This is a genomic window from Arsenicicoccus sp. UBA6765 (assembly GCF_002453335.1).
GTDB lineage: Bacteria > Actinomycetota > Actinomycetes > Actinomycetales > Dermatophilaceae > Arsenicicoccus > Arsenicicoccus bolidensis.
The window spans coordinates 163576-185499 of record NZ_DKGR01000063.1 but is presented as its reverse complement, the minus strand read 5'-3'; the positions used below and the strand labels follow the sequence as shown (position 1 = coordinate 185499).

Genomic DNA, 21924 nt, shown 5'->3' with positions numbered 1-21924 from the left:
TCGACCGCTAGAACAACCCACCCCCCGGGCGCCATCACCGTCCCGGCCGGGGCGACTGCAGGACAACGACGTTCACCAAGGAGTCACCCATGCCCATCTCGCTCACCGCTGCCCTCTCCGAGATGGCGATCGCCGCACCCCCCACCGAGCCCGTGCCGCTCGGTACGGTCTTCGCCCACGAGCTGCTGGGGACGATGATCCTCATCGTGCTCGGCGCGGGGGTGGTTGCCAACGCCCTGCTGCCCGACTCCAAGGGCAAGGGCGGCGGCAACCTGATGATCAACGTCGGGTGGGGCATCGGCGTGATGGCCGGCGTCTACGTCGCCTTCAAGTCGGGCGGGCACCTCAACCCCGCGGTGACCCTCGGCCTGTGGGCCAACGGCGCCGACTTCGCCCCCGGCGTCCCGGCCGGCGCCACGACCGCGCTCGTCTACATCGCCGCGCAGGTCCTCGGGGCCTTCCTCGGCGCGGTCCTGGCATGGCTGGCCTATCGCGACCACTTCGACCGGGAGGCCCCCGCCGGCGACAAGCTCGCGATCTTCTCGACCGGCCCGGCCATCCGCAGCTATGGCAACAACCTGATCACCGAGGTCATCGCGACCTTCGTGCTCGTCTTCGTCATCGTCACCTTCGGGCAGAACCCCGCCCAGCTCGGTCCGCTGCCCGTCACCCTGCTGGTCATCGGCATCGGCGCGAGCCTCGGCGGGCCCACCGGCTACGCCATCAACCCCGCCCGCGACCTCGGCCCCCGCATCGCCCACGCCCTGCTCCCGATCAAGGGCAAGGGTGGCAGCGACTGGGCCTATGCCTGGGTCCCTATCCTCGGACCCGTGCTCGGCGGCGTCCTCGCCGGTGTCGCCGCCACGGCGTTCGTCGGCTGATCGACATACAGTCAACCCAACTCACAAGGACGTGAAGGACAACTCATGAGCCCCAACACCCAAAAGTACGTCATGGCGATCGACCAGGGCACGACCAGCTCGCGCGCCATCCTCTTCGACCACTCGGGCCAGATCGTGAGCACCGGCCAGCTCGAGCACGAGCAGATCTTCCCCCGGGCCGGGTGGGTGGAGCACGACCCCAAGGAGATCTGGCGCAACGTCCGGCAGGCCGTGGCCCAGTGCCTCGCCGCCTCCAAGGACATCAACAGCAGCAACATCGCCGCCGTCGGCATCACCAACCAGCGCGAGACGGCGGTCGTGTGGGACAAGACCACCGGCGAGCCCGTCTACAACGCGATCGTCTGGCAGGACACCCGCACCGACAAGATCTGCGACGAGCTCGCCCAGGGCGACGACGACCGCTTCAAGGAGCGGTGCGGCCTGCCGCTGGCGACCTACTTCGCGGGGCCCAAGGTCAGGTGGATCCTCGACAACGTCGACGGCGCCCGTGACAAGGCCGAGCGCGGCGACCTGCTGCTCGGCACCACCGACTCCTGGGTGGTGTGGAACATGACCGGCGGCGTCGAGGGCGGCATCCACGTCACCGACGTCACCAACGCCAGCCGCACGATGCTGATGAACCTCGACACCCTCGACTGGAACGAGGACATCTGCGCCGAGATGGGCATCCCCATGTCGATGCTCCCCGAGATCAAGAGCTCCTCGGAGGTCTACGGCGAGGGTCGCGAGGGCGGCTTCCTCGTCGGCGTGCCGATCGCCGGCATCCTCGGGGACCAGCAGGCGGCGACCTTCGGGCAGGCGTGCTTCGAGCGCGGCATGGCCAAGAACACCTACGGCACCGGCTGCTTCATGCTCATGAACACCGGCGAGGAGGTCATCCACTCGCGCAACGGCCTGCTGACCACCGTCTGCTACAAGATCGGCGACAACAAGCCCGTCTACGCCCTCGAGGGGTCGATCGCCGTGGCCGGCTCGCTCGTGCAGTGGGTCCGTGACAACCTCGGGCTGATCAAGGATGCCGCCGAGATCGAGACGCTCGCCACCACCGTCGACGACAACGGCGGCGCGTACTTCGTCCCGGCGTTCTCGGGGCTGTTCGCGCCGTACTGGAAGGACGACGCCCGCGGCGCCCTCGTGGGCCTGACGCGCTACGTCAACAAGGGGCACATCGCCCGCGCCGTGATCGAGTCCACGGCGTTCCAGACCCGTGAGGTCGCCGAGGCGATGGCTGCCGACGCCAAAGACGCCGACATCGAGCTCACCGAGCTCAAGGTCGATGGCGGGATGACGGCCAACGAGACCCTCATGCAGTTCCAGGCCGACCAGCTCGGCGTGGCCGTCGTCCGGCCGCAGGTGTCGGAGACGACTGCCCTCGGTGCGGCCTACGCGGCCGGGATCGCCGTGGGCTACTGGGACGGCGAGCAGGACGTCATCGACAACTGGGCCGAGGACGTGCGGTGGGAGCCCCAGGTCGACGAGGACGAGCGCGAGCGCACCTATCGCCTGTGGAAGAAGGCCGTGACCCGGACCTTCGACTGGGTCGACGACGACGTGCGCTGACCGAGCGTCTCGCGATCCGGCTCCGGCCGTATGCCGGGAGGGCCCCACCCCACGAGGCGGTGGGGCCCTCCCGGCATACGAGGGGTGTGTCTGGCAGGGTGGCCCCATGGGGGAGATGATCGACGAACCGACCGACCTGGCCGCCGCGCTGAGGGAGCCGGAGCACCGGCCGAGCCCGCGGGCCAAGGTGCTGTGGCTGATCCACTCGGTGCTGGGATCGGTGCCGTTCCTGGTGGCGGTGGGCGCGTGGTGGTGGTTCGACGAGGAGCGCCGCACCTGGTCGACGTGGGCACTGGTCGCGCTGGCGGTGATCACCCTCGTCGACATGGTGGTCGTCCCGCGCTGGCGCTACGCCGTGCACCGCTGGGAGTGCAGCCCGACCGCGGTGTTCACTCGCACGGGGTGGTGGACGCAGGAACGCCGCGTCGCCCCCATCTCGCGGGTGCAGACCGTCGACCTCGAGCGCGGACCGATCGCGCGGATGCTCGGGCTGGCCACCGTGACGGTGACCACGGCATCCTCCGCGGGGGCGGTCGAGCTGGAGGGGCTGGACCTGGCGACGGCGGAGCGCGTGGTGGCCGACCTGACCCGCATCACCGACCAGACGCCGGGGGACGCGACGTGAGCGACCCGACCGAGCGGACCGAGCCTGTCGAGCGCACGCCGACCGAGCGGACCGAGCCTGTCGAGCGCACGCCGACCGAGCGGACCGAGCCTGTCGAGCGCACGCCGACCGAGCGCGTCGAGACCGAGCGCGTCGAGACCGAGCGCGCCGAGACCGATCTGCAGGGCGGGCCGCCCGAGATCCCGTGGCGTCGGCTGAGCGCGCGGATGCTGCTGATCCACCCGCTGCGCAGCCTCAAGGAGCTGCTCCCCGCCGTGCTGCCGGCCTTGATCGTCGGCAACACGCGGTCCGACGGCGGCAACCATTGGTGGAACCTTGGCATCGGCGCCCTCGTGCTCCTCATCGCCGTCATCACCTGGGCGACCACGCGCTACCGCATCGCCGACGGACGCGTGCAGCAGCGCAAGGGGCTGCTCAAGCGCGAGACCCTCACGGTGCCCATCGACCGGGTGCGGTCGGTGGACCTGCAGGCGTCGCCGCTGCACCGGATCCTCGGGCTGTCGACCGCGCGGGTCGGCACGGGGGTGGCGGGGGGCAAGCCGCTGGTCCTCGACGGCCTGACGTCCGCCGAGGCCGCGACGCTGCGCGCCGAGCTGCTGGTGCACCGCGGCTCGATCCAGGAGACGGAGGCGGCTGCCGCCGGGGCGGCCGTCGAGGGAGGCAGGGCCGCGGGACCGTCATCCGCAGGGTCGACGGCGGACGGGACGACGACTCACGTCACCGATGGCGAGCCAGGCGGCGTGCCGTCAGCGCCCGACGCGCTGCCCGGCACCCAGGGCGTGCCCGTCGCGCCCGAGCCCGAGGTGCTGTCGCGCTTCGACGCCCGGTGGGTGCGCTACGCGCCGCTGTCGACCAGCGGGCTGCTGATCGCCCTGGCCATCATCGGCTTCGCCGGGCAGCTGAGCGGGCAGGTGCTGAGCGACGAGATCGTGGCGCAGGTGACGAGCGCGTCGGAGCGCTACGGCGTGGTGGCGCTCGTGGCGGCTGCGGCCGCCGTGGCGGTGGTGTTCGTGCTGGTCTGCGCGGTGGTGGCCTACGTCCTCGCCTACTGGGGGCACACGGTGACGCGCGAGGGCGACCGGCTGCACATCACGCGCGGCCTGCTCACCGTGCGGTCGACGACGCTGGATCTCGGCCGGCTGCGGGGCGTCGCCATGGGGGAGAGCCTGCTGATCCGGGCGGCCCGGGGCGCCAGTCTCAAGGCCGTGACCACCGGCATCGGCGGGGATGGGGCTGACGAGGGCGTCGGCTCGAGCTCGGGCTCCGGCCTGCTGCCCCCGGCGCCCCGCCGCGACGTGCACGAGCTCGCGACCCGGCTGCTGGGCGAGGACCGGCTCGGCGTCCCGCTGCGCAGCCACGGTCCGGCCGCTCGGCGCCGCCGCTGGAGCCGGGCCCTGCAGGCGGGCGTCGCGCTGATCCTGCCGTCGCTCGTGCTGGTGCTGTGGCTGGGGTGGTCGTGGTGGTGGGTGGCCCCGTTCGCCATACCTCTGCTCCTGGCTCCCGGGCTCGCCGAGGACCGCTGGCACAACCTGGGGCACGCCGTCCTCGGCCGGCCGGGCGAGCCGCGGCAGCTGGTCACGCGCATGGGCAGCCTGCACCGGCGCACGGTCGCGCTCGACGCCGACGGCATCATCGGGTGGACGGTGCGCGAGACCTTCTGGCAGCGGCGGGTGGGGGTCGCGACGCTGGTGGCGGCGACGGCGGCGGGGTCGCAGCACTACGACGTGGTGGACGTGCCGACGGACCGGGCGTGGGAGATCGTGACGGACGAGCTGCCGCTCGGCCTGGACCAGACCCGCCGGGGGTAAAGGCATCAGCCTGGCGAACGAAGGCCGGTCGATGCCTCTACCGGGGGTAGGTCAGATCCAGGAGGGGAACCACATGCGGAGCTGCCAGTCGGCGTACGGGATCACCTGGGCGGTGTAGACCGGCCAGAAGAACACGAAGCACGCCACGCACAGCGCCACGAAGGTCCCCGCGACGGTCAGGCCGGTGCGCCGCCGCGCGTCCGAGGCCTCCGGCCGCCCGATCACGAGGCCCAGCAGATAGGTCACGGCCAGCACGAGATAGGGCACGAACACCACGGCGTAGAACGTGAAGATCGTGCGGTCCTGGTACAGGAACCACGGCAGGTAGCCCGCCGCCACCGACACGACGATCGCGCCGGCCCGCCAGTCGCGCCGCAGCAGCCACATCACGATCAGCACGACCAGGGCCGCGACCGCCGTCCACCACAGCAGGGGCGTGCCGACCGACGTGATCGCCTTGGCGCAGGAGTCGACGGTGCAGCCCTGCTCGCCGCGCTTGGGGTTCTGCCAGTAGAAGGACGTCGGTCGGCCCTGCAGGAGCCACGACCAGGGGTTGGACATGTAGGGGTGGGAGGCGGTGATCGAGCGCGCCGACGTGAACATGTCCTGGTGGTAGTGCAGCAGCGAGCGCAGCGCCCCGGGCACCCAGCTCCACAGCGGGTCGGCGGGGTGCGTGTCGGCCCAGTGCCGGCCGTAGCCGTTGTCGCTGCGGAGCCAGCCGGTCCAGCCCGCGAGGTAGGTGCTGACGATGATCGTCGTCATGGAGAAGAACGCGGTCACCCCGTCGACGAGGATCCCGTTGCGGGCCCAGTTGACCTCGCCGATCGCCCGCCGCGCCGACAGGTCCCAGGCGACGGTGAGCAGGCCGAACGCCGCGAAGTAGAACCCGCCGGACCACTTGGTCCCGATGGCCAGCCCGAGGCAGAGGGCGGCCACGAGCCGCCACGGCCGTATGCCGAGGCCGATGCGTCCGTAGGTGACGTCACGCCCCTGGGCGACCAGGGCGGCCGCCCGGTCGGCGAGCCGGCGGCGGGAGTGCTCGCGATCCGCCACCAGCGCGCAGAACGCCGCCAGCACCCAGAAGGACAGGATCATGTCGAGCAGCGAGGTCCGCGAGTGCACGAAGTGGTGGCCCTCGGTGGCCAGCAGGATCGCCGCGACCACCCCGAGCAGGGTGGAGCGGAACATCCGGCGGGCGACCAGCCCGATCATGAGGATCGACAGGGTGCCCATCAGCGCGACGGTGAAGCGCCACCCGAAGGAGCTGGTGGGGCCGAAGATCATCTCGCCGAGGGCGATGCACCACTTGCCGAGGGGCGGGTGCACGACGAAGTTGCCGGCGGTGCCGAAGACGTCGGTGGTGCCGTTGGTGAACGGCACGTCGTGGCTGGTGATCGAGGACTTGGGCGTCAGCTCCACGCCGCCCTTGAGCAGGCCGACCCCGTCCTTGACGTAGTACGTCTCGTCGAAGATCAGCTCGTGCGGACGGCCGACGTCCCAGAAGCGCAGCACGCCTCCGACCACGGTGACGAGGCCGATGAGCAGCCAGGCGCGGAGGGTGTCGGTGAGCGGCCGGCCGAGGAGTCGCTCCCGCAGCCGCAGGGCGAGGTCGGTCGGTGGCGTCACGCGCCTCATCGTAGGTGCACGAGGGTGCGATGATCGATGCGTGACACCTTCAGCCGACCCCACGCGCGACCTCCGTCGTTTCGCCTGGCTCTCGATCGCAGCGGCCATCGCGACCATCACCCTCAAGTCCGGAGCCTGGTTGCTCACCGGCTCCGTGGGTCTGCTGTCGGACGCCGCCGAGTCCATCGTCAACCTCGTCGCCGCCGTGGTCGCGCTCGTCGCCCTCACGGTGGCGGGGCGGCCGGCCGACGACGACCACCACTTCGGGCACGCCAAGGCGGAGTACTTCTCGGCGGCCGTCGAGGGCCTGATGATCTTCGTCGCCGCCGCGGTGATCCTCGTGACCGCGGTCGAGCGCTTCCTGCACCCGCAGCCGATCGACAACGTCGGGGTCGGCCTGGCCGTCTCGGTCGTGGCCTCGGTGATCAACGGGCTCGTGGCGATGGTGCTGGTGCGGGCCGGTCGCAAGCACGACTCGATCACCCTGCGCGCCGACGGCCAGCACCTGCTGACCGACGTGTGGACCTCCGTCGGGGTGGTGGCGGGTGTCCTGCTCGTCGCCCTGACGGGGTGGCAGCGCCTGGACCCGATCGTCGCCTTCCTCGTCGGCATCAACATCGTCCTGACCGGGGTGCGCCTGCTGCGCGAGTCCGTCGGCGGCCTGATGGACACGGCGCTGCCGGAGGAGCGGCACCGCGAGATCGCCTCGGCCCTGCTGCCGTTCGCGTCCGAGGAGGTCGACTTCCACGGACTCCGCACCCGCAAGTCCGGTCACCACGAGTTCGCCGAGCTGCACCTGCTCGTGCCCGGCCACTGGACCGTGCGGCGCGGCCACGACCTCACCGAGGACGTCGAGCAGCGCCTGCGCGCGACGATGCCCGAGCTGCGGGTCGTCATCCACCTCGAGCCCCTCGAGGACCCGCGGTCCTACGACGGCATGCCGGTGGAGCTGCCCGAGCTGCTCGAGGAGCCCGGGCGGCGGACCGACCTGGGGCGGGAGCGGTTCGTATGACGCCCGCAGCCGCCTCCCCTCGCAGCGGTTCCGCCGGGGACGGGGTGCTCGTCCTCGCCGCCACCCCGATCGGCGACCCGCGCGACGCCGCCCCGCGCCTGGCCGCCGAGCTGACCGACGCCGACGTCGTGGCCGCGGAGGACACCCGCCGCCTGCACCGCCTGTGCACGGCCCTCGGCGTCCAGCCGCGCGGTTCCGTCCTCAGCTATCACGAGCACAACGAGGCGTCCCGCACGCCCGACCTGCTGGCCCGGCTCGAGGCGGGGGAGCGGGTGCTCGTGGTGACCGACGCGGGCATGCCGTCGGTGTCCGACCCCGGCTACCGGCTGGTGGCGGCCGCGGTCGAGGCGGACGTCCGCGTGACCTGCGTGCCGGGACCGAGCGCGGTGCTGATGGCCCTGGCCGTGTCCGGGCTGCCCGTCGACCGGTTCTGCTTCGAGGGCTTCCTCGCCCGCAAGGCCGGGGAGCGCGCCCGTCACCTGGCCGAGCTCGTCGGCGAGCGCCGCACGATGATCTTCTTCGAGGCCCCGCACCGGCTCGACGCCAGCCTCGCGGCCATGGCCGAGGCCTTCGGCGGCGACCGGCGCGCGGCGGTGTGCCGCGAGCTGACCAAGACCTACGAGGAGGTCGTCCGCGGCCCCCTCGACGAGCTGGTCGAGTGGGCGCGCGGCGAGGTGCGCGGCGAGATCACCGTGGTCGTCGAGGGCGCGCCGGCCGTGGCCGTGCGGGCCGAGGACGCGGTGGCGCTGGTGCTCGAGCGCGTGGCCGCCGGCGAGCGCCTCAAGGACGCGTGCACCGCGGTCGCCGCGCAGACCGGCGCGGCCAAGAAGGCGCTCTACGACGAGGCGCTGCGCGCCCGGCATACGGACCGTAGTCCCACGGGGCGAGACCTGCCGTCCGGGGCCTCGGTGAGGTGGGTCACGAAGGGCACCCTAAGCAGGGGAGACGTCAACGCAGCGTGCACCGCGATCGTTCCCGATCCGTGCTCTATCAGGGCGCGCCCCGGTCGGGCCCGTGCTGCGGCGAAGGGGTAAGTTTCACCCGTGGCTACTTCGACACTTCCCGCGAGGCAGGACACGTCGCGGCGCAGCAGCATCACCATGAAGGTCATCATGGCGATCTCGGGTCTGTTCCTCGTGTTCTTCGTCCTCTTTCACATGTACGGCAACCTCAAGCTGTTCGCGGGCCAGGCGGCCTTCGACGAGTACGCGCACCACCTGCGCACGATGTTCATGCCGATCCTCCCGCACTCGGGCTTCCTGTGGATCCTCCGGCTCACCCTGCTCGTCGCCGTCGTGGCGCACGTCTGGGCCGCGATCCAGCTGACCGGCCGGGCCCACGCGGCGCGCAAGGACCGGTATGCCGTCAAGCGCACCGTCCGCGCGACGCTGGCGTCCCGCACGATGCGCTGGGGCGGCGTGGCCCTCGTCGTCTTCATCGTCTGGCACCTGCTGCACTTCACGATCGCCAAGATCAACGTCAACAGCGGCTACTCCGAGGCCGACCTCATGGTCGGTGGCCACGAGAGCCCGTTCCTGCTGACGTTCGCCGCGTTCAGCACCTGGTGGATGACGCTGCTCTACCTCCTCGCCATGGTCGCGCTGGGGATGCACCTGCGTCACGGGATCTACAGCTCGATCCAGACGCTGGGCGGCACCAACACCAAGAAGGCCAACCGCACCGCCAACCTCGTCGCGATCGCCCTCGCGCTGGTGATCGCCGTCGGGTTCGCCGTGCCGCCGCTGGCCATCGTCCTCGGCATCATCGGGAAGTAGGACCTGAAGACCCATGACTGACAACCTGATCCACGGCATCTACCGCGAGGGCGAGCCGATCCAGGACACGGCGGCGCCCAAGGGCCCGATCGAGTCGCGCTGGACCCGCCACAAGTTCGAGACCAAGCTCGTCAACCCGGCCAACCGCCGCAAGCTCGACGTGATCATCGTCGGCACCGGCCTGGCCGGCGGCGCCGCCGCCGCCACGCTCGGCGAGGCCGGCTACAACGTCAAGGCGTTCTGCTACCAGGACAGCCCGCGCCGGGCCCACTCGATCGCCGCGCAGGGTGGCATCAACGCCGCCAAGAACTACAAGGAGGACGGCGACTCCGTGTACCGCCTCTTCTACGACACGGTCAAGGGTGGTGACTACCGCTCCCGCGAGTCCAACGTCTACCGCCTGGCCGAGGTGTCGGCGGCCATCATCGACCAGTGCGTGGCCCAGGGCGTGCCCTTCGCCCGCGAGTACGGCGGCCTGCTGGACAACCGCTCCTTCGGTGGCGTGCAGGTGTCCCGCACCTTCTACGCCCGCGGCCAGACCGGCCAGCAGCTGCTGATCGGCGCCTACCAGGCGCTCGAGCGTCAGGTCGCCGCCGGCGCGGTCAAGCAGTTCACCCGCCACGAGATGGTCGAGCTGATCGTCGTCGACGGCCGCGCCCGCGGGATCATCGCCCGCGACATGGTCACCGGCGAGCTCGAGACCCACCTGGCCGACGCGGTGGTCCTGGCCTCCGGCGGCTACGGCAACGTCTTCTTCCTGTCGACCAACGCCATGGGCTGCAACGTCACGGCGACCTGGCGCGCGCACCGCAAGGGCGCGCTGTTCGCCAACCCCTGCTACACGCAGATCCACCCGACCTGCATCCCGCAGCACGGCGACAAGCAGTCCAAGCTGACGCTGATGTCGGAGTCCCTGCGCAACGACGGCCGCATCTGGGTGCCCAAGCGCGCCGAGGACTGCGACAAGGACCCGCGCCAGATCCCCGAGGAGGACCGCGACTACTACCTGGAGCGGATCTACCCCTCCTTCGGCAACCTGGTGCCTCGCGACATCGCCTCCCGCCAGGCCAAGAACATGTGCGACGAGGGTCGTGGCGTGGGCCCGGCCATCGCCGAGGTCGGTCCGGACGGCGAGGAGCGCCAGGTGCGCCGCGGCGTCTACCTCGACTTCGCCGAGGCGATCTCGCGCATGGGCCAGGACGCGGTGTCCTCCAAGTACGGCAACCTGTTCGACATGTACGCGCGGATCACGGGGGACAACCCCTACGAGACGCCGATGCGCATCTACCCGGCCGTGCACTACACGATGGGTGGCCTGTGGGTCGACTACGACCTGCAGTCCAACATCCCGGGCCTGTTCGTGGCCGGCGAGGCCAACTTCTCCGACCACGGCGCCAACCGCCTGGGCGCCTCGGCGCTCATGCAGGGCCTGTCGGACGGCTACTTCGTCCTGCCCAACACGATCCGCGACTACCTCGCGGCCGGCCCGTTCCCCAAGGTCGACGCCGACGACAGCGCCGTGGCCGAGGCCGAGCGCTCCGTCAGGGACCGCATCGAGCACTTCCTCACGATCAACGGCACGCGGTCGGTGGACTCCTTCCACCGCGCGCTGGGCTCGATCATGTGGGAGTACTGCGGCATGTCCCGCACCGAGGAGGGCCTCAAGAAGGCCATCGGCATGATCCGCGACCTGCGCGCCGAGTTCTGGCGCGACGTGCGGGTCCTCGGCGAGGGCGACCGGCTCAACCAGGAGCTCGAGAAGGCCGGCCGCGTGGCCGACTTCCTGGAGCTCGGTGAGCTCATGTGCATCGACGCCCTGCACCGGCGCGAGTCCTGCGGTGGTCACTTCCGCGAGGAGTCGCAGACCGAGGAGGGCGAGGCCCTGCGCCACGACGACGAGTTCGCCTACGTCGGCGCGTGGGAGTGGGGCGGCCAGGACGGCGCCCCGACCCTGCACAAGGAAGACCTCGTGTACGAGTTCATCGAGCTGAAGCAGCGGAGCTACAAGTGAGAATCACCCTGAAGATCTGGCGCCAGGCGGGCCCCGCCGCCAAGGGCGCGCTGGCGACCTATCAGCTCGACGACATCTCCGAGGACATGTCCTTCCTCGAGGTGCTCGACGTGCTCAACGAGACCCTGATCGCCTCCGGCGAGGAGCCGGTTGCCTTCGACAGCGACTGTCGCGAGGGCATCTGCGGGCAGTGCGGCGTGGTCATCAACGGCCAGCCCCACGGCCCGGAGGTCACCACCTCCTGCCAGCTGCACATGCGGTCCTTCTCCGACGGCGCCGAGCTGACGGTCGAGCCGTGGCGCGCCACGGCCTTCCCCGTGATCCGCGACCTCGTCGTGGACCGCTCGGCGTTCGACCGGATCATCCAGGCGGGCGGCTTCATCGGCGCCAACACCGGGTCGGCCCCCGAGGCCCACTCGGTGCCGGTCCAGAAGCGCAAGGCCGACCGGGCGTTCGAGGCGGCGGCGTGCATCGGGTGCGGCGCCTGCGTCGCGGCCTGCCCCAACGCCTCCGGCATGCTCTTCATGGGCGCCAAGGTCACGCACCTCGGCGAGCTGCCGCAGGGCCAGCCCGAGCGCTGGTCCCGCGTCGCCGCGATGGTCAAGCAGCACGACGCCGAGGGCTTCGGCGGCTGCACCAACATCGGCGAGTGCTCCGCGGCCTGTCCCAAGGAGATCCCGCAGGACGTCATCTCGACGCTCAACGCGGACTTCCGCAAGAGCAAGGGCGGCAAGCGCTGACCACGCGCGCCTCGCCCGCACCACCGCGTGCGTCGTCCCCCCGGTAGCCACCGGGACGGCACACGCCCGACGGCCCGTCCTCCCCCTGCCGGGGGAGCGGCGGGCCGTCGGCGTTCCGGCGCCGGTGGCGCCCGCGAGCGCCGGTGGCAGCCGCCAGCGCCCGTGGCATGCTGCAGCTCACCACGGACACCGGCCGGACCCACCGGGGAGGTGCGGCGCCACGGACGACGGTCGACACCGCTGGCGCAGGCCGTCCTGGCCGGTGCACAACCCGACCCGCAGGGCAGCACGTGCGGCGCGCCCTCGCCCCTCGCCCCTCGCCCGCTCGTGCCGGCTGCCGCTCGGCGGACTACGGTTGCGCCCATGGACCAGACCTACCCGAGGCAGTCACATCGACCGGCCTTCGCACCCCAGGCTGACGTGACTACCTCGGGCAGGTCCGTCGTCGCGGTGCTCAACGGCCCCAACCTCAACCTCCTCGGCACCCGCAACCCCGAGGTCTACGGCCGCGACACCCTCGCCGACGTCGAGCGGCGGTGCGAGGAGCGGGCAGCGTCATACGGCCTGGTCGCCGACTGCCGCCAGTCCAACCACGAGGGCGTCCTCATCGACTGGGTCCACGAGCTCCGCACGAGCTGCATCGGGCTGATCATCAACGCGGGCGGCTACACCCACACGAGCGTGGCCCTGCGCGACGCCCTCGAGACGGTCGAGGCGCCGGTCATCGAGGTGCACATCAGCGACATCCACGCGCGCGAGGAGTTCCGCCACCACTCCTACGTCGAGCAGGTCGCCGCCGCGCAGATCGCCGGCCACGGGATCGCGGGCTACGAGGAGGCGATCGACCTGGTCGCCCGGCTGGCCGGGGATCAGACCGACCAGCCCGTATGACGTCCCGCCCCGGCCCCACGCATGGGTCCTGACCAGCGGGCGACGGTGAGAGCGGCACCGGCGCGACCACTAGACTCGTGCCTCATGAGCAAGGTCCTGTCAGCAGTTGCCTGGCCGTACGCCAACGGCCCCCGTCACATCGGTCACGTCGCGGGCTTCGGTGTCCCCTCCGACGTCTTCAGCCGCTACATGCGGATGGCGGGCCACGACGTGCTGATGGTGTCCGGCACCGACGAGCACGGCACCCCGATCCTGGTGGCCGCCGACAACGCCGGGGTCACGGCGCAGGAGCTGGCCGACAAGAACAACGCGGTCATCGTGCAGGACCTCGTCGACCTGGGCCTGTCCTACGACCTGTTCACCCGCACCACGACGCGCAACCACTACTCCGTCGTGCAGGAGCTGTTCCGCGTCTGCCACGCCAACGGCTACATGGTCGAGGAGACCACCAAGGGCGCGATCTCCCCGAGCACGGGCCGCACCCTGCCCGACCGCTACGTCGAGGGCACCTGCCCGATCTGCGGCTTCCCCGACGCGCGGGGCGACCAGTGCGACAACTGCGGCAACCAGCTCGACCCGACCGAGCTGATCGACCCGCGGTCCAAGATCAACGGCGAGACGCCGCAGTTCGTGGAGACGCAGCACTTCTTCCTCGACCTGCCGTCGCTGGCCGAGGCGCTCAAGGTCTGGCTCGACGACCGCGAGGCGACCGGCACCTGGCGCCCCAACGTCATCAAGTTCTCCCAGAACCTCCTCAAGGACGTCCGTCCCCGCGCGATGACGCGCGACATCGACTGGGGCATCCCGGTGCCGCTGGACGGCTGGCGCGACCAGCGCACCAAGCGGCTCTACGTCTGGTTCGACGCGGTCATCGGCTACCTGTCGGCGAGCATCGAGTGGGCGCGGCGCGTGGGCGACGAGGAGCGCTGGCGCGAGTGGTGGAGCGAGGAGTCCGACGCCCGCTCCTACTACTTCCAGGGCAAGGACAACATCACCTTCCACTCCCAGATCTGGCCGGCCGAGCTGCTGGCCTACGCCGGTCGGGGCGCCAAGGGCGGCGAGCCCGGCGTGTTCGGCACCCCCACCCTCCCCACCGAGGTCGTCGCCAGCGAGTTCATGACGATGGAGGGCAAGCAGTTCTCGTCCTCGCGCGGCGTCGTGATCTACGTCGGGGACATGCTCAGCCGCTACCAGCCGGACGCGCTGCGCTACTTCATCTGCGCCGCCGGCCCGGAGAACCAGGACAGCGACTTCACCTGGGCGGAGTTCGTGCAGCGCACCAACTCCGAGCTCGTCGCCGGCTGGGGCAACCTGGTCAACCGCACGGCCAGCATGATCGCCAAGAGCTTCGGCGAGATCCCGGCGCCGGGGCCGCTGGAGCCGGTCGACCAGGACATCCTCGACGAGGTCGCGCGCGGGTTCGACACGGTCGGGGACCTCATCGCCCACCACCGCCAGAAGGCCGGCATCGCCGAGGCCATGCGGATCGTCGGCGAGGTCAACACCTATGTCTCGCGGACCGAGCCGTTCAAGCTCAAGGGCGAGGACCAGCGCGAGCGCCTCGGGACCGTCCTGCACACGCTGGCCCAGTGCGTCCACGACTGCAACACGATCCTCGCGCCGTTCCTGCCGCACGCGTCCAACCGCGTGTGGGCGACCTTCGGCGGCGAGGGCGAGTTCATGCCCATGCCGCGGATCGAGCACGTCGAGGACCTCGGGCCGGTCACCACGGCGGCGGTCGACCCCTCGATCGCCTCCGACGAGCTCCGCGTCTACCCGATCATCACGGGCGAGTACTCCTCGACCCCGCGCTGGGAGCGGCGTCCTGTCACGGTCGGCGCCCCGGTGGCCAAGCCCACCCCGGTCTTCGTCAAGCTCGACCCCTGCGTGGTCGAGGAGGAGATGGCCCGTATGACGGGCGCCTCCGGCGCCGACACGACCGCCGCCGACGCGACCGGTGACGTCGCGGCCGCCCCGGCGCAGGGCGGGGCCCAGGCATGACGGACGGCAGCGGCCACGGCGCCGGGCAGGACCGCGGCGCCCCGCCGCCCCTGCCCGACCCGCTGCCGCTGCCCGTCGTCGACAACCACACCCACGTCGACATCGCCCGCGACGGCGGTGACCGCCCCGACCTCACCGAGGTGATCCGCCAGGCGCGCAGCGTCGGCGTCGACCGCCTCGTGCAGATCGGGTGCGACCTCGCGGCGGCGCGCTGGACGGTCGAGACCGCGGTGACCCACCCCGCGGTCATCGGTGGCGTCGCGCTGCACCCCAACGAGGTCCCGCCCCTCGCGGCGCGGGGCGACCTGGCTTCGGCATACGCCGAGATCGAGCGACTGGCTCAGCACCCGCGGGTGCGGGTGGTGGGCGAGACGGGTCTCGACTACTTCCGCACGGGCCCGGAGGGGCAGGGCGTGCAGCACGAGTCCTTCCGCTGGCACATCGATCTCGCCAAGCGGCTCGGCAAGGCGCTGCAGATCCACGACCGCGACAGCCACGAGGACGTGCTGCGGATCCTCGCCGAGGAGGGCGCACCGCCGGTGACGGTGATGCACTGCTTCTCCGGCGACATCACGATGGCGCGCGAGTGCGTCGAGCGCGGCTACTACCTGTCGTTCGCGGGCACCGTGACCTTCAAGTCCGCCAAGTCGCTGCGCGACGCCCTGTCGATCGTGCCGCTGTCGCAGGTGCTGGTCGAGACCGACGCGCCCTACCTCACGCCGCACCCGCACCGCGGCGCGACCAACGCGCCCTACCTCGTCCCGGTCACGCTCCGCTCGATGGCGACCACGCTCAACGTCGACGTGCCGACCCTGTGCCGCGCCGTGTCGGACAACGCCGAGCGCATCTACGGAGGCTGGTCGTGACCGACGCCCCCGCCTCCGGCCTGCTCGGGCCGGTCCAGATCCGCGAGCTCGCCACCCGGCTCGGGGTGCGCCCCACCAAGCAGTGGGGCCAGAACTTCGTGCTCGACGCCAACACCGTCCGGCGCATCGTGCGGCTCGCCGGGGTGGGGCCGGACGACGTCGTCGTCGAGGTCGGGCCGGGCCTCGGGTCGCTGACCCTCGCGCTGCTGCCCGAGGTGCGCCAGGTCGTCGCGATCGAGGTCGACCCGGCGCTCGCCGCGGCCCTGCCGGACACCGTCGCCGCCACCAACCCCGCTGTCGCGCACAAGCTCTCGCTGGTGCAGGCCGACGCCCTCACGGTCCGGTCGCTGCCCGACCCGCAGCCGACGGCGCTCGTGGCCAACCTGCCCTACAACGTGTCGGTGCCCGTGGTCCTGAGCTTCCTCGAGGCCTTCCCGACGCTCGAGCGCGTGCTCGTCATGGTGCAGCTCGAGGTCGCCGAGCGTCTCGCGGCCGGGCCGGGGTCCAAGACCTTCGGCGTCCCCTCGCTCAAGGCGTCCTGGTACGCCGACGTCCGCCTCGTCGGCACCGTCGGCCGCACGGTCTTCTGGCCCGCCCCCAATGTCGACAGCGGCCTGGTCGAGCTGGTCCGCCGCCCGACGCCGGTCATCGAGGGCGACCAGCCCGAGCGCAGGGACGTGTTCCGCGTGATCGACGCGGCCTTCCTGCAGCGCCGCAAGACGCTGCGCGCGGCCCTCGGCGGGTGGGCCGGCTCCACGGCACGCTCCGAGGCGATCCTGCGCGCCGCCGGCGTCGACCCCCAGGCCCGCGGCGAGGCGCTCGACATCGAGGCATTCACCCGCGTCGCGGCGGCCGCCCGCACGGTCCCCGCGTGATCCGCCGTCACCTGCGCGTCCGGCCCGGGTGTGGGTAGGGTGCGAGACATGCCGTCCCTGCCCGAAGCCGTCACCGTGCGCGCCGCAGCCAAGGTCAACCTCGAGCTGCTGGTCGGTCCGCGCGACGCCTCGGGCTACCACGCCCTCGCGACGGTCTTTCAGGCCGTGAACCTGTATGACGACGTCACCGTCCGCCGCGCCCGGCGCTGCTCGCTGACCGTGGCCGGGCGCGACGCCGAGCACGTGCCCACCGACGAGTCCAACCTCGCCTGGCGCGCCGTCATCGCGGTCGGCGAGGGGCACCCCGTGGCGGGGCCCGTCGCCATCTCGATCGCCAAGGACATCCCGGTGGCCGGGGGTATGGCGGGCGGGTCGGCCGACGGCGCCGCGGCCCTCGTCGCCGCCGACGCGCTGTGGGGCGTGGGCCTCAGCCGCACCGAGCTGCACCGGCTGGCCGCCGGTCTCGGGGCGGACGTGCCGTTCTCGGTCCTCGGGGGCACGGCCATCGGCACGGGGCGCGGCGACGAGCTGGCGCCGGCCATGGCGCGCGGCAGCTATCACTGGGTCTTCGCGTTCAGCGACGAGGGACTCTCCACGCCGCGGGTGTTCGCCGAGCTCGATCGGCTGCGCGCCGAGCGGGGCGAGGACGCGTCAGCGCCGGCTCAGCAGCAGCCCGAGCCGGAGGTCTCCACCGCGATGATGACCGCGCTGCTCTCCGGCGACGCCGAGGCCGTTGGCCAGGCCATGCACAACGACCTGCAGGAGGCCGCGCTGTCCCTGCAGCCCCGCCTCGTCGACACCCTCGCCATCGGCCAGGAGTGCGGCGCCCTCGGCGGCATCGTCAGCGGCAGCGGCCCGACCTGCGCCTTCCTCGCGGCCTCGCACGAGCACGCGCTCGACCTGGCCGTCGCGCTGACCGCGTCGGGCGTGGCCTCCGACGTGCGCCGCGCCCAGGGCCCGGTCCCCGGTGCCCGACTCATCCACCCCGGCAAGGAGCAGTGACCAGCAGGTGGCCAACCTCGTCTCCGTCGAGCACGCGACCCTCGCGCTCGGCACGACGCTCGTCCTCGACGACGTGTCCCTCGGCGTCAGCTCCGGCACGCGCATCGGCATCGTCGGCCGCAACGGCGGCGGCAAGTCCACCCTGCTCAAGGTGCTCGCCGGACGTCTGCCCGTCGACGACGGTCGGGTGGCCCACACCGGTGGCCTGACCGTCGGGATGCTGAGCCAGGACGACACCCTGGACCCGACGCACACCGTGCGCGAGGCCGTGCTCGGGGGCCTGGCCGAGCACGAGTGGGCGGGCGACGCGCGCGTCCGGGACGTCCTCGACGGGCTGCTCGGCGGCGTCGCGGCGACCAACGTCGGTGGCCTGGACGCGATCGTCGGCCCGATGTCCGGTGGCGAGCGTCGCCGCCTGGCCCTGGCCGCCCTGCTCGTCGCCGACCCCGACCTGCTCATGCTGGACGAGCCGACCAACCACCTCGACGTCGAGGGCGTCGCCTGGCTCGCCCGACACCTGTCGACCCGTCGCACCCGCGCCGACAGCGCGCTCGTCACCATCACCCACGACCGGTGGTTCCTCGACGCCGTGGCCACCGACACGTGGGAGGTCGTCGACGGCACCGTCAACGCCTACGAGGGTGGCTACGCGGCCTTCGTCCTCGCCAAGGCCGAGCGCTCGCGCGTCGCCGCCGTCACCGAGGAGCGCCGCAACAACCTGCTCCGCAAGGAGCTGGCCTGGCTGCGCCGCGGTGCGCCGGCCCGCACCTCCAAGCCGCGCTTCCGGATCGAGGCGGCCAACCAGCTGATCGAGAACGAGCCGCCGCCCCGCGACGACGTCTCCCTCATGCGCTTCGCCACGACACGGCTCGGCAAGGACGTCATCGACCTCGAGGACGCGTCGGTCCGGCTGGGGGACAAGCAGATCCTCGACGACGTGACCTGGCGCCTCGGACCGGGCGACCGCATCGGCATCGTCGGCGTCAACGGCGCCGGCAAGTCGACCCTGCTGCGCGTCGTCACCGGCGACCTGCCCCTGGACGCGGGACGCCGCAAGCAGGGCAAGACCGTCGCGATGGCCTTCCTGTCCCAGGAGGTGCGCGAGCTCGAGCGGTTCGCCGACTGGCGGGTCATCGAGGCGATCGAGGACGTCAAGAAGTTCACGATGCTCGGCGGCAAGGAGGTCAGCGCCTCGTCTCTCGCCAAGCAGCTCGGCTTCACCGGTCAGCGCCAGCAGACCCGCGTCGCCTCCCTGTCCGGAGGCGAGCGCCGCCGCCTGCAGCTGCTGCGCCTGCTCATGGCCGAGCCCAACGTCCTGCTCCTCGACGAGCCCACCAACGACCTCGACATCGAGACCCTCCAGTCCCTGGAGGACGTCCTCGACGGCTGGGCCGGCACCCTGCTCGTCGTCTCCCACGACCGCTACCTGCTGGAGCGCATGTGCGACCAGCAGATCGCGCTGCTCGGCGACGGTCGCCTCCGTGAGCTGCCCGGCGGCGTCGAGCAATACCTTGAGCTGTATGCCGCCCAGCAGGCCGCCCGCTCGCGGGGACCGGCCAACCCGGCGACCCCGACGGGCGCGGTCTCCCACGACGGCGGCGGCGGGTCGGCCTACTCCGCCGCCGAGGTCCGCGAGGCGCGCAAGGAGATGGGCCGCCTCGAGCGCCAGATCGCGCGGCTCGAGTCCGAGCAGACCCGGCTCCACGACGACATGGTGGCCCGCGCCACCGACGCGTCAGCGGTGCGTGAGCTCGACATCCGGCTGCGCGAGGTCGTCGACCAGCGCGAGGAGCTCGAGATGGCCTGGCTCGAGGCCGCCGAGATCGCCGACTGACCACCACCCCTCCACCACCGGCGCGGGGATCCCGCCCGTCCACGCGTCAGCGTTCGTGAGCTGGGAGCTCAGTTCGGGTCGTCCGGAGGTGCGCGGGCGGCGATTTGTGAGCTGGGAGCTCACGAACGGTCGTCCGGAGGGTGCGTGGGCGGCACTTTGTGAGCTGGGAGCTCACGAACGGTCGTCCGGAGGGCGCGTGGGCGGCACTTTGTGAGCTGGGAGCTCACGAACGGTCGTCCGGAGCGCGCGTGGGCGGCACTTTGTGAGCTGGGAGCTCACGAACGGTCGTCCGGAGCGCGCGTGGGCGGCGCTTTGTGAGCTGGGAGCTCAGTTCGCGTCGTCCGTGGGGGCGTGGCCGGTCGTCAGGGCGGACACCACCCAGTCCACCCAGGCGAGACGGTGGCGCTCGTAGCCGATGCCCGCCCTCACCCTCGCCAGCGCCGCGAAGCGCGGGTCGTCCCAGGCGATCTCGCCTCCCTCGGCCCGGATCTCGCGCTCGTGCTGGAGGTACTCCTCGAGCCGCGCGGCGTGGCGCTCGCGCAGGCCCCGCAGCATGGCCGCGGCGGCGGCGGGGTCGGCGAGCCAGAGCGAGTACGCCCGCAGCACCAGCACGTCGCGATCCGCCTGCTCGCCGGGGTCGGTGACCACCCAGGCGGCGAGCGCGGATCGCCCGGCCGCGGTCACGGCATACCGCTTGGTCGGTCGCGGTCCCCGCCCGGGGATCTCCTCGTGCGTCACGAGACCGGCCGCCTCGAGGCGCGCCAGCTCGGGATAGACCTGGCTGTGGCTGGCCGTCCAGAAGTAGCCGAGCGGTGCGGCCAGCCGCGCGCTGAGGTCGTAGCCGGTCGCCTCGCGCCGCGCGAGCAGCCCCAGCAGCGCATGCCCGAGGTCGGAGGTCTTGTCCGTACGTCCACTCATATGTCAATGTTGACATATGAGATCACCGAAGATGTTGATCGCCGCGCCCGTCGCCCTGCTGCTCGTCGCCTGCGGCGGGGGTGGCGGCACGCAGGCCGGCAGCGAGTCGACCGCACAGAGCTCGTCGGGCTCGTCGGGTTCCAGCCAGTCCGCCTCGAGCGCGTCGAGCACCGCCAGCACGTCAAGCCCGTCCAGCGCCGCCAGCACGTCCAGCGCTGCGTCGGCCACCCCCACCTCCGAGCCGACCGGTCTGGACCTCACCTGCGCCCGCACCCAGGCGCGCGTGCCGGGCGCCAAGCCGATCACCTACGCCGGTCCGGGCGGGGCCACGCTGAGTGGGGCGGTCGTGGGCTCGGGGACGAACGCGGCGGTGTTCGTGCACCAGTCGGACGAGGGCTTCTGCGGGTTCTGGCCCTACCTGTCGACACTGCCCACGCCGGGGTTCACGGGCTACCTCGTCAACCTCTGCGGGTATGCCGGCGCCCGCTGCGAGCCGGGGACACCGTTCTACGGCGACCGCCAGGGCCAGCTGCGCGCGGTGGTGCAGGAGGCGCGCAAGCGGGGGCCAAGCGCGTCACGCTGGTCGGCGCGTCCATGGGTGGGTCCATGGCGGCCGGCTTCGCCAAGGCCCTCGGCGCGGACGCCGTGGTCGACCTGTCCGGTCCGGGCCAGTGGCACGAGGCTCCGACAGCCGCCCAGGCCGCCCCCACGCTGACCATGCCGGTGCTCGCGGCGATGTCGGCGCAGGACTCCGGCGACCGCGCCCCCGTGGAGGCGATGGTGCAGGCGGCGCCGTCCCAGCACAAGGCCTTCGTCTGGCTGGAGGCCGGCCACGGGTGGGAGCTGCTGACGGAGCACGCCGACGCCCGGGACACGCTGACCCCGCTGGGGGAGCGGGTGACCCGCTGGATCCGCGGCGACGTCTCCTGAGCAGGCAGGTCGCTCGACGTCGAGAAACTTGACGGGAGTAGCCTGTCCCCATGAGCACCTCTGACGACGTCGACGGCATCGTCGAGGCGTGGGGACGCGAGCGGCCCGACCTCGATCTCGGGCCCCTGCACGTCCTGTCGCGCGTCTCGCGCCTGGCCCGGCACCTCGACCTGGCGCGGGGTGAGGCGTTCGCCCAGCACGGGCTCGACGGGTGGGAGTTCGACGTCCTGGCTGCGCTGCGACGGGCCGGGGCGCCATACGAGCTGTCCCCGGGGGCTCTCGTGCACCAGACGCTGGTGACCAGCGGCACCATGACCAACCGCGTGGACCGGCTCACCGCACGGGGATTCGTGCGTCGCTCGCCCGACCCGCACGACCGCCGCGGGGTGATCGTGGCGCTGACCGACGAGGGGCGCGCGGTGGTCGACGCGGCGTTCGCGGACCTGCTGGGGCGCGAGCGAGCGCTGCTGGCCGAGCTGTCCGCCGCCGACCGCGCCGAGCTGGCGGGGACGCTGCGGCGGCTGCTGCTGTCCTTCGAGGGTTGAGGT

At 72.0% G+C, this 21924-nt stretch carries 19 protein-coding genes and 1 pseudogene; 17 read left to right on the top strand and 3 right to left on the bottom strand.

Annotated elements, in window-relative coordinates; genetic code table 11:
- The first annotated feature begins 122 nt into the window (after positions 1 to 122).
- From B4K29_RS17820 to B4K29_RS17805, 4 genes are all read left to right on the top strand, one after another.
- Positions 123 to 881, top strand: coding sequence for an MIP/aquaporin family protein (locus B4K29_RS17820; RefSeq protein WP_051274127.1), 759 nt, complete (start codon positions 123 to 125; stop codon positions 879 to 881).
- 45 nt (positions 882 to 926) lie between these two features.
- Positions 927 to 2462, top strand: coding sequence for a glycerol kinase GlpK (gene glpK / locus B4K29_RS17815; RefSeq protein WP_286959163.1), 1536 nt, complete (start codon positions 927 to 929; stop codon positions 2460 to 2462).
- Between the two features lie 106 nt (positions 2463 to 2568).
- Positions 2569 to 3087, top strand: coding sequence for a PH domain-containing protein (locus B4K29_RS17810; protein WP_286968396.1), 519 nt, complete (start codon positions 2569 to 2571; stop codon positions 3085 to 3087).
- A complete protein-coding gene (locus B4K29_RS17805) occupies positions 3084 to 4895 on the top strand; it encodes a PH domain-containing protein (protein WP_286968395.1) in 1812 nt (603 codons plus the stop codon). Before B4K29_RS17810 ends, B4K29_RS17805 begins: the two co-directional genes overlap by 4 nt.
- Positions 4896 to 4946: 51 nt before the next feature.
- Here B4K29_RS17805 and B4K29_RS17800 read toward each other — a convergent pair whose 3' ends face one another.
- On the bottom strand, positions 4947 to 6530 hold the full coding sequence (locus B4K29_RS17800; protein ID WP_376786841.1) for a dolichyl-phosphate-mannose--protein mannosyltransferase: 1584 nt from the start codon (positions 6528 to 6530) through the stop codon (positions 4947 to 4949).
- Between the two features lie 31 nt (positions 6531 to 6561).
- Between B4K29_RS17800 and B4K29_RS17795 the strand changes: the two genes are divergently transcribed.
- From B4K29_RS17795 to B4K29_RS17745, 11 genes and pseudogenes are all read left to right on the top strand, one after another.
- Entirely contained in the window at positions 6562 to 7533 is a 972-nt protein-coding gene (locus B4K29_RS17795; protein WP_286968392.1) for a cation diffusion facilitator family transporter, read from the top strand.
- A pseudogene (rsmI, locus tag B4K29_RS17790) lies at positions 7530 to 8393 on the top strand (16S rRNA (cytidine(1402)-2'-O)-methyltransferase); the annotation flags it as partial. The gene B4K29_RS17795 and the pseudogene rsmI, both read left to right, overlap by 4 nt.
- Positions 8394 to 8576: 183 nt before the next feature.
- Complete coding sequence (locus tag B4K29_RS17785) at positions 8577 to 9308, top strand: succinate dehydrogenase cytochrome b subunit (RefSeq protein WP_286958091.1); 732 nt, start codon at positions 8577 to 8579, stop codon at positions 9306 to 9308.
- Positions 9309 to 9321: 13 nt separating this feature from the next.
- On the top strand, positions 9322 to 11319 hold the full coding sequence (locus B4K29_RS17780) for a fumarate reductase/succinate dehydrogenase flavoprotein subunit (RefSeq protein ID WP_029211869.1): 1998 nt from the start codon (positions 9322 to 9324) through the stop codon (positions 11317 to 11319).
- The gene (locus B4K29_RS17775) at positions 11316 to 12059 is read left to right on the top strand and encodes a succinate dehydrogenase/fumarate reductase iron-sulfur subunit (RefSeq protein WP_029211868.1); all 744 of its coding nucleotides are present in this window, start codon (positions 11316 to 11318) and stop codon (positions 12057 to 12059) included. The genes B4K29_RS17780 and B4K29_RS17775 overlap by 4 nt, the downstream gene beginning before the upstream one ends.
- 420 nt (positions 12060 to 12479) lie before the next feature.
- Complete coding sequence (aroQ, locus tag B4K29_RS17770; protein ID WP_034253086.1) at positions 12480 to 12950, top strand: type II 3-dehydroquinate dehydratase; 471 nt, start codon at positions 12480 to 12482, stop codon at positions 12948 to 12950.
- An 84-nt stretch (positions 12951 to 13034) separates the two neighbouring features.
- Positions 13035 to 14951, top strand: a complete 1917-nt coding sequence (gene metG, locus B4K29_RS17765; RefSeq protein WP_286958105.1) for a methionine--tRNA ligase — start codon at positions 13035 to 13037, stop codon at positions 14949 to 14951.
- Positions 14948 to 15817 (top strand): TatD family hydrolase, encoded by an 870-nt coding sequence (locus B4K29_RS17760; RefSeq protein ID WP_286958107.1) that lies wholly within the window; start codon positions 14948 to 14950, stop codon positions 15815 to 15817. The genes metG and B4K29_RS17760 overlap by 4 nt, the downstream gene beginning before the upstream one ends.
- Positions 15814 to 16692, top strand: coding sequence for a 16S rRNA (adenine(1518)-N(6)/adenine(1519)-N(6))-dimethyltransferase RsmA (rsmA, locus tag B4K29_RS17755; protein ID WP_286958111.1), 879 nt, complete (start codon positions 15814 to 15816; stop codon positions 16690 to 16692). Before B4K29_RS17760 ends, rsmA begins: the two co-directional genes overlap by 4 nt.
- A 48-nt stretch (positions 16693 to 16740) precedes the next feature.
- Positions 16741 to 17694 (top strand): 4-(cytidine 5'-diphospho)-2-C-methyl-D-erythritol kinase, encoded by a 954-nt coding sequence (locus tag B4K29_RS17750; protein ID WP_286958116.1) that lies wholly within the window; start codon positions 16741 to 16743, stop codon positions 17692 to 17694.
- A 7-nt stretch (positions 17695 to 17701) separates the two neighbouring features.
- A complete protein-coding gene (locus B4K29_RS17745; protein ID WP_286958119.1) occupies positions 17702 to 19528 on the top strand; it encodes an ABC-F family ATP-binding cassette domain-containing protein in 1827 nt (608 codons plus the stop codon).
- Positions 19529 to 19855: 327 nt separating this feature from the next.
- Here the strand turns inward: B4K29_RS17745 and B4K29_RS17740 are convergent, their stop codons facing one another.
- Together B4K29_RS17740 and B4K29_RS17735 are read right to left on the bottom strand one after the other, a co-directional pair.
- Positions 19856 to 20446 carry a PadR family transcriptional regulator gene (locus B4K29_RS17740; RefSeq protein ID WP_029212967.1) on the bottom strand — a complete coding sequence of 197 codons (591 nt, stop codon included), beginning with the start codon at positions 20444 to 20446 and terminating at the stop codon, positions 19856 to 19858.
- A gap of 3 nt (positions 20447 to 20449) precedes the next feature.
- Positions 20450 to 20674, bottom strand: coding sequence for a hypothetical protein (locus B4K29_RS17735; protein WP_156911480.1), 225 nt, complete (start codon positions 20672 to 20674; stop codon positions 20450 to 20452).
- Between the two features lie 366 nt (positions 20675 to 21040).
- Between B4K29_RS17735 and B4K29_RS17730 the strand changes: the two genes are divergently transcribed.
- Together B4K29_RS17730 and B4K29_RS17725 are read left to right on the top strand one after the other, a co-directional pair.
- Complete coding sequence (locus B4K29_RS17730; protein WP_029212969.1) at positions 21041 to 21376, top strand: hypothetical protein; 336 nt, start codon at positions 21041 to 21043, stop codon at positions 21374 to 21376.
- Between the two features lie 50 nt (positions 21377 to 21426).
- The gene (locus B4K29_RS17725) at positions 21427 to 21921 is read left to right on the top strand and encodes a MarR family winged helix-turn-helix transcriptional regulator (protein WP_029212970.1); all 495 of its coding nucleotides are present in this window, start codon (positions 21427 to 21429) and stop codon (positions 21919 to 21921) included.
- The last annotated feature ends 3 nt before the right edge of the window (positions 21922 to 21924 follow it).

Bases quoted from the DNA above. Each gene is read 5' to 3' on its own strand.
- glpK (WP_286959163.1), top strand. From the start codon at position 927: ATGAGCCCCAACACCCAAAAGTACGTCATGGCGATCGACCAGGGCACG.
- B4K29_RS17740 (WP_029212967.1), bottom strand. From the start codon at position 20,446: ATGAGTGGACGTACGGACAAGACCTCCGACCTCGGGCATGCGCTGCTG.
- B4K29_RS17800 (WP_376786841.1), bottom strand. From the start codon at position 6,530: ATGAGGCGCGTGACGCCACCGACCGACCTCGCCCTGCGGCTGCGGGAG.
- B4K29_RS17730 (WP_029212969.1), top strand. From the start codon at position 21,041: ATGGGTGGGTCCATGGCGGCCGGCTTCGCCAAGGCCCTCGGCGCGGAC.
- B4K29_RS17780 (WP_029211869.1), top strand. From the start codon at position 9,322: ATGACTGACAACCTGATCCACGGCATCTACCGCGAGGGCGAGCCGATC.
- B4K29_RS17810 (WP_286968396.1), top strand. From the start codon at position 2,569: ATGGGGGAGATGATCGACGAACCGACCGACCTGGCCGCCGCGCTGAGG.
- metG (WP_286958105.1), top strand. From the start codon at position 13,035: ATGAGCAAGGTCCTGTCAGCAGTTGCCTGGCCGTACGCCAACGGCCCC.
- B4K29_RS17725 (WP_029212970.1), top strand. From the start codon at position 21,427: ATGAGCACCTCTGACGACGTCGACGGCATCGTCGAGGCGTGGGGACGC.
- B4K29_RS17760 (WP_286958107.1), top strand. From the start codon at position 14,948: ATGACGGACGGCAGCGGCCACGGCGCCGGGCAGGACCGCGGCGCCCCG.
- B4K29_RS17820 (WP_051274127.1), top strand. From the start codon at position 123: ATGGCGATCGCCGCACCCCCCACCGAGCCCGTGCCGCTCGGTACGGTC.
- B4K29_RS17750 (WP_286958116.1), top strand. From the start codon at position 16,741: ATGCCGTCCCTGCCCGAAGCCGTCACCGTGCGCGCCGCAGCCAAGGTC.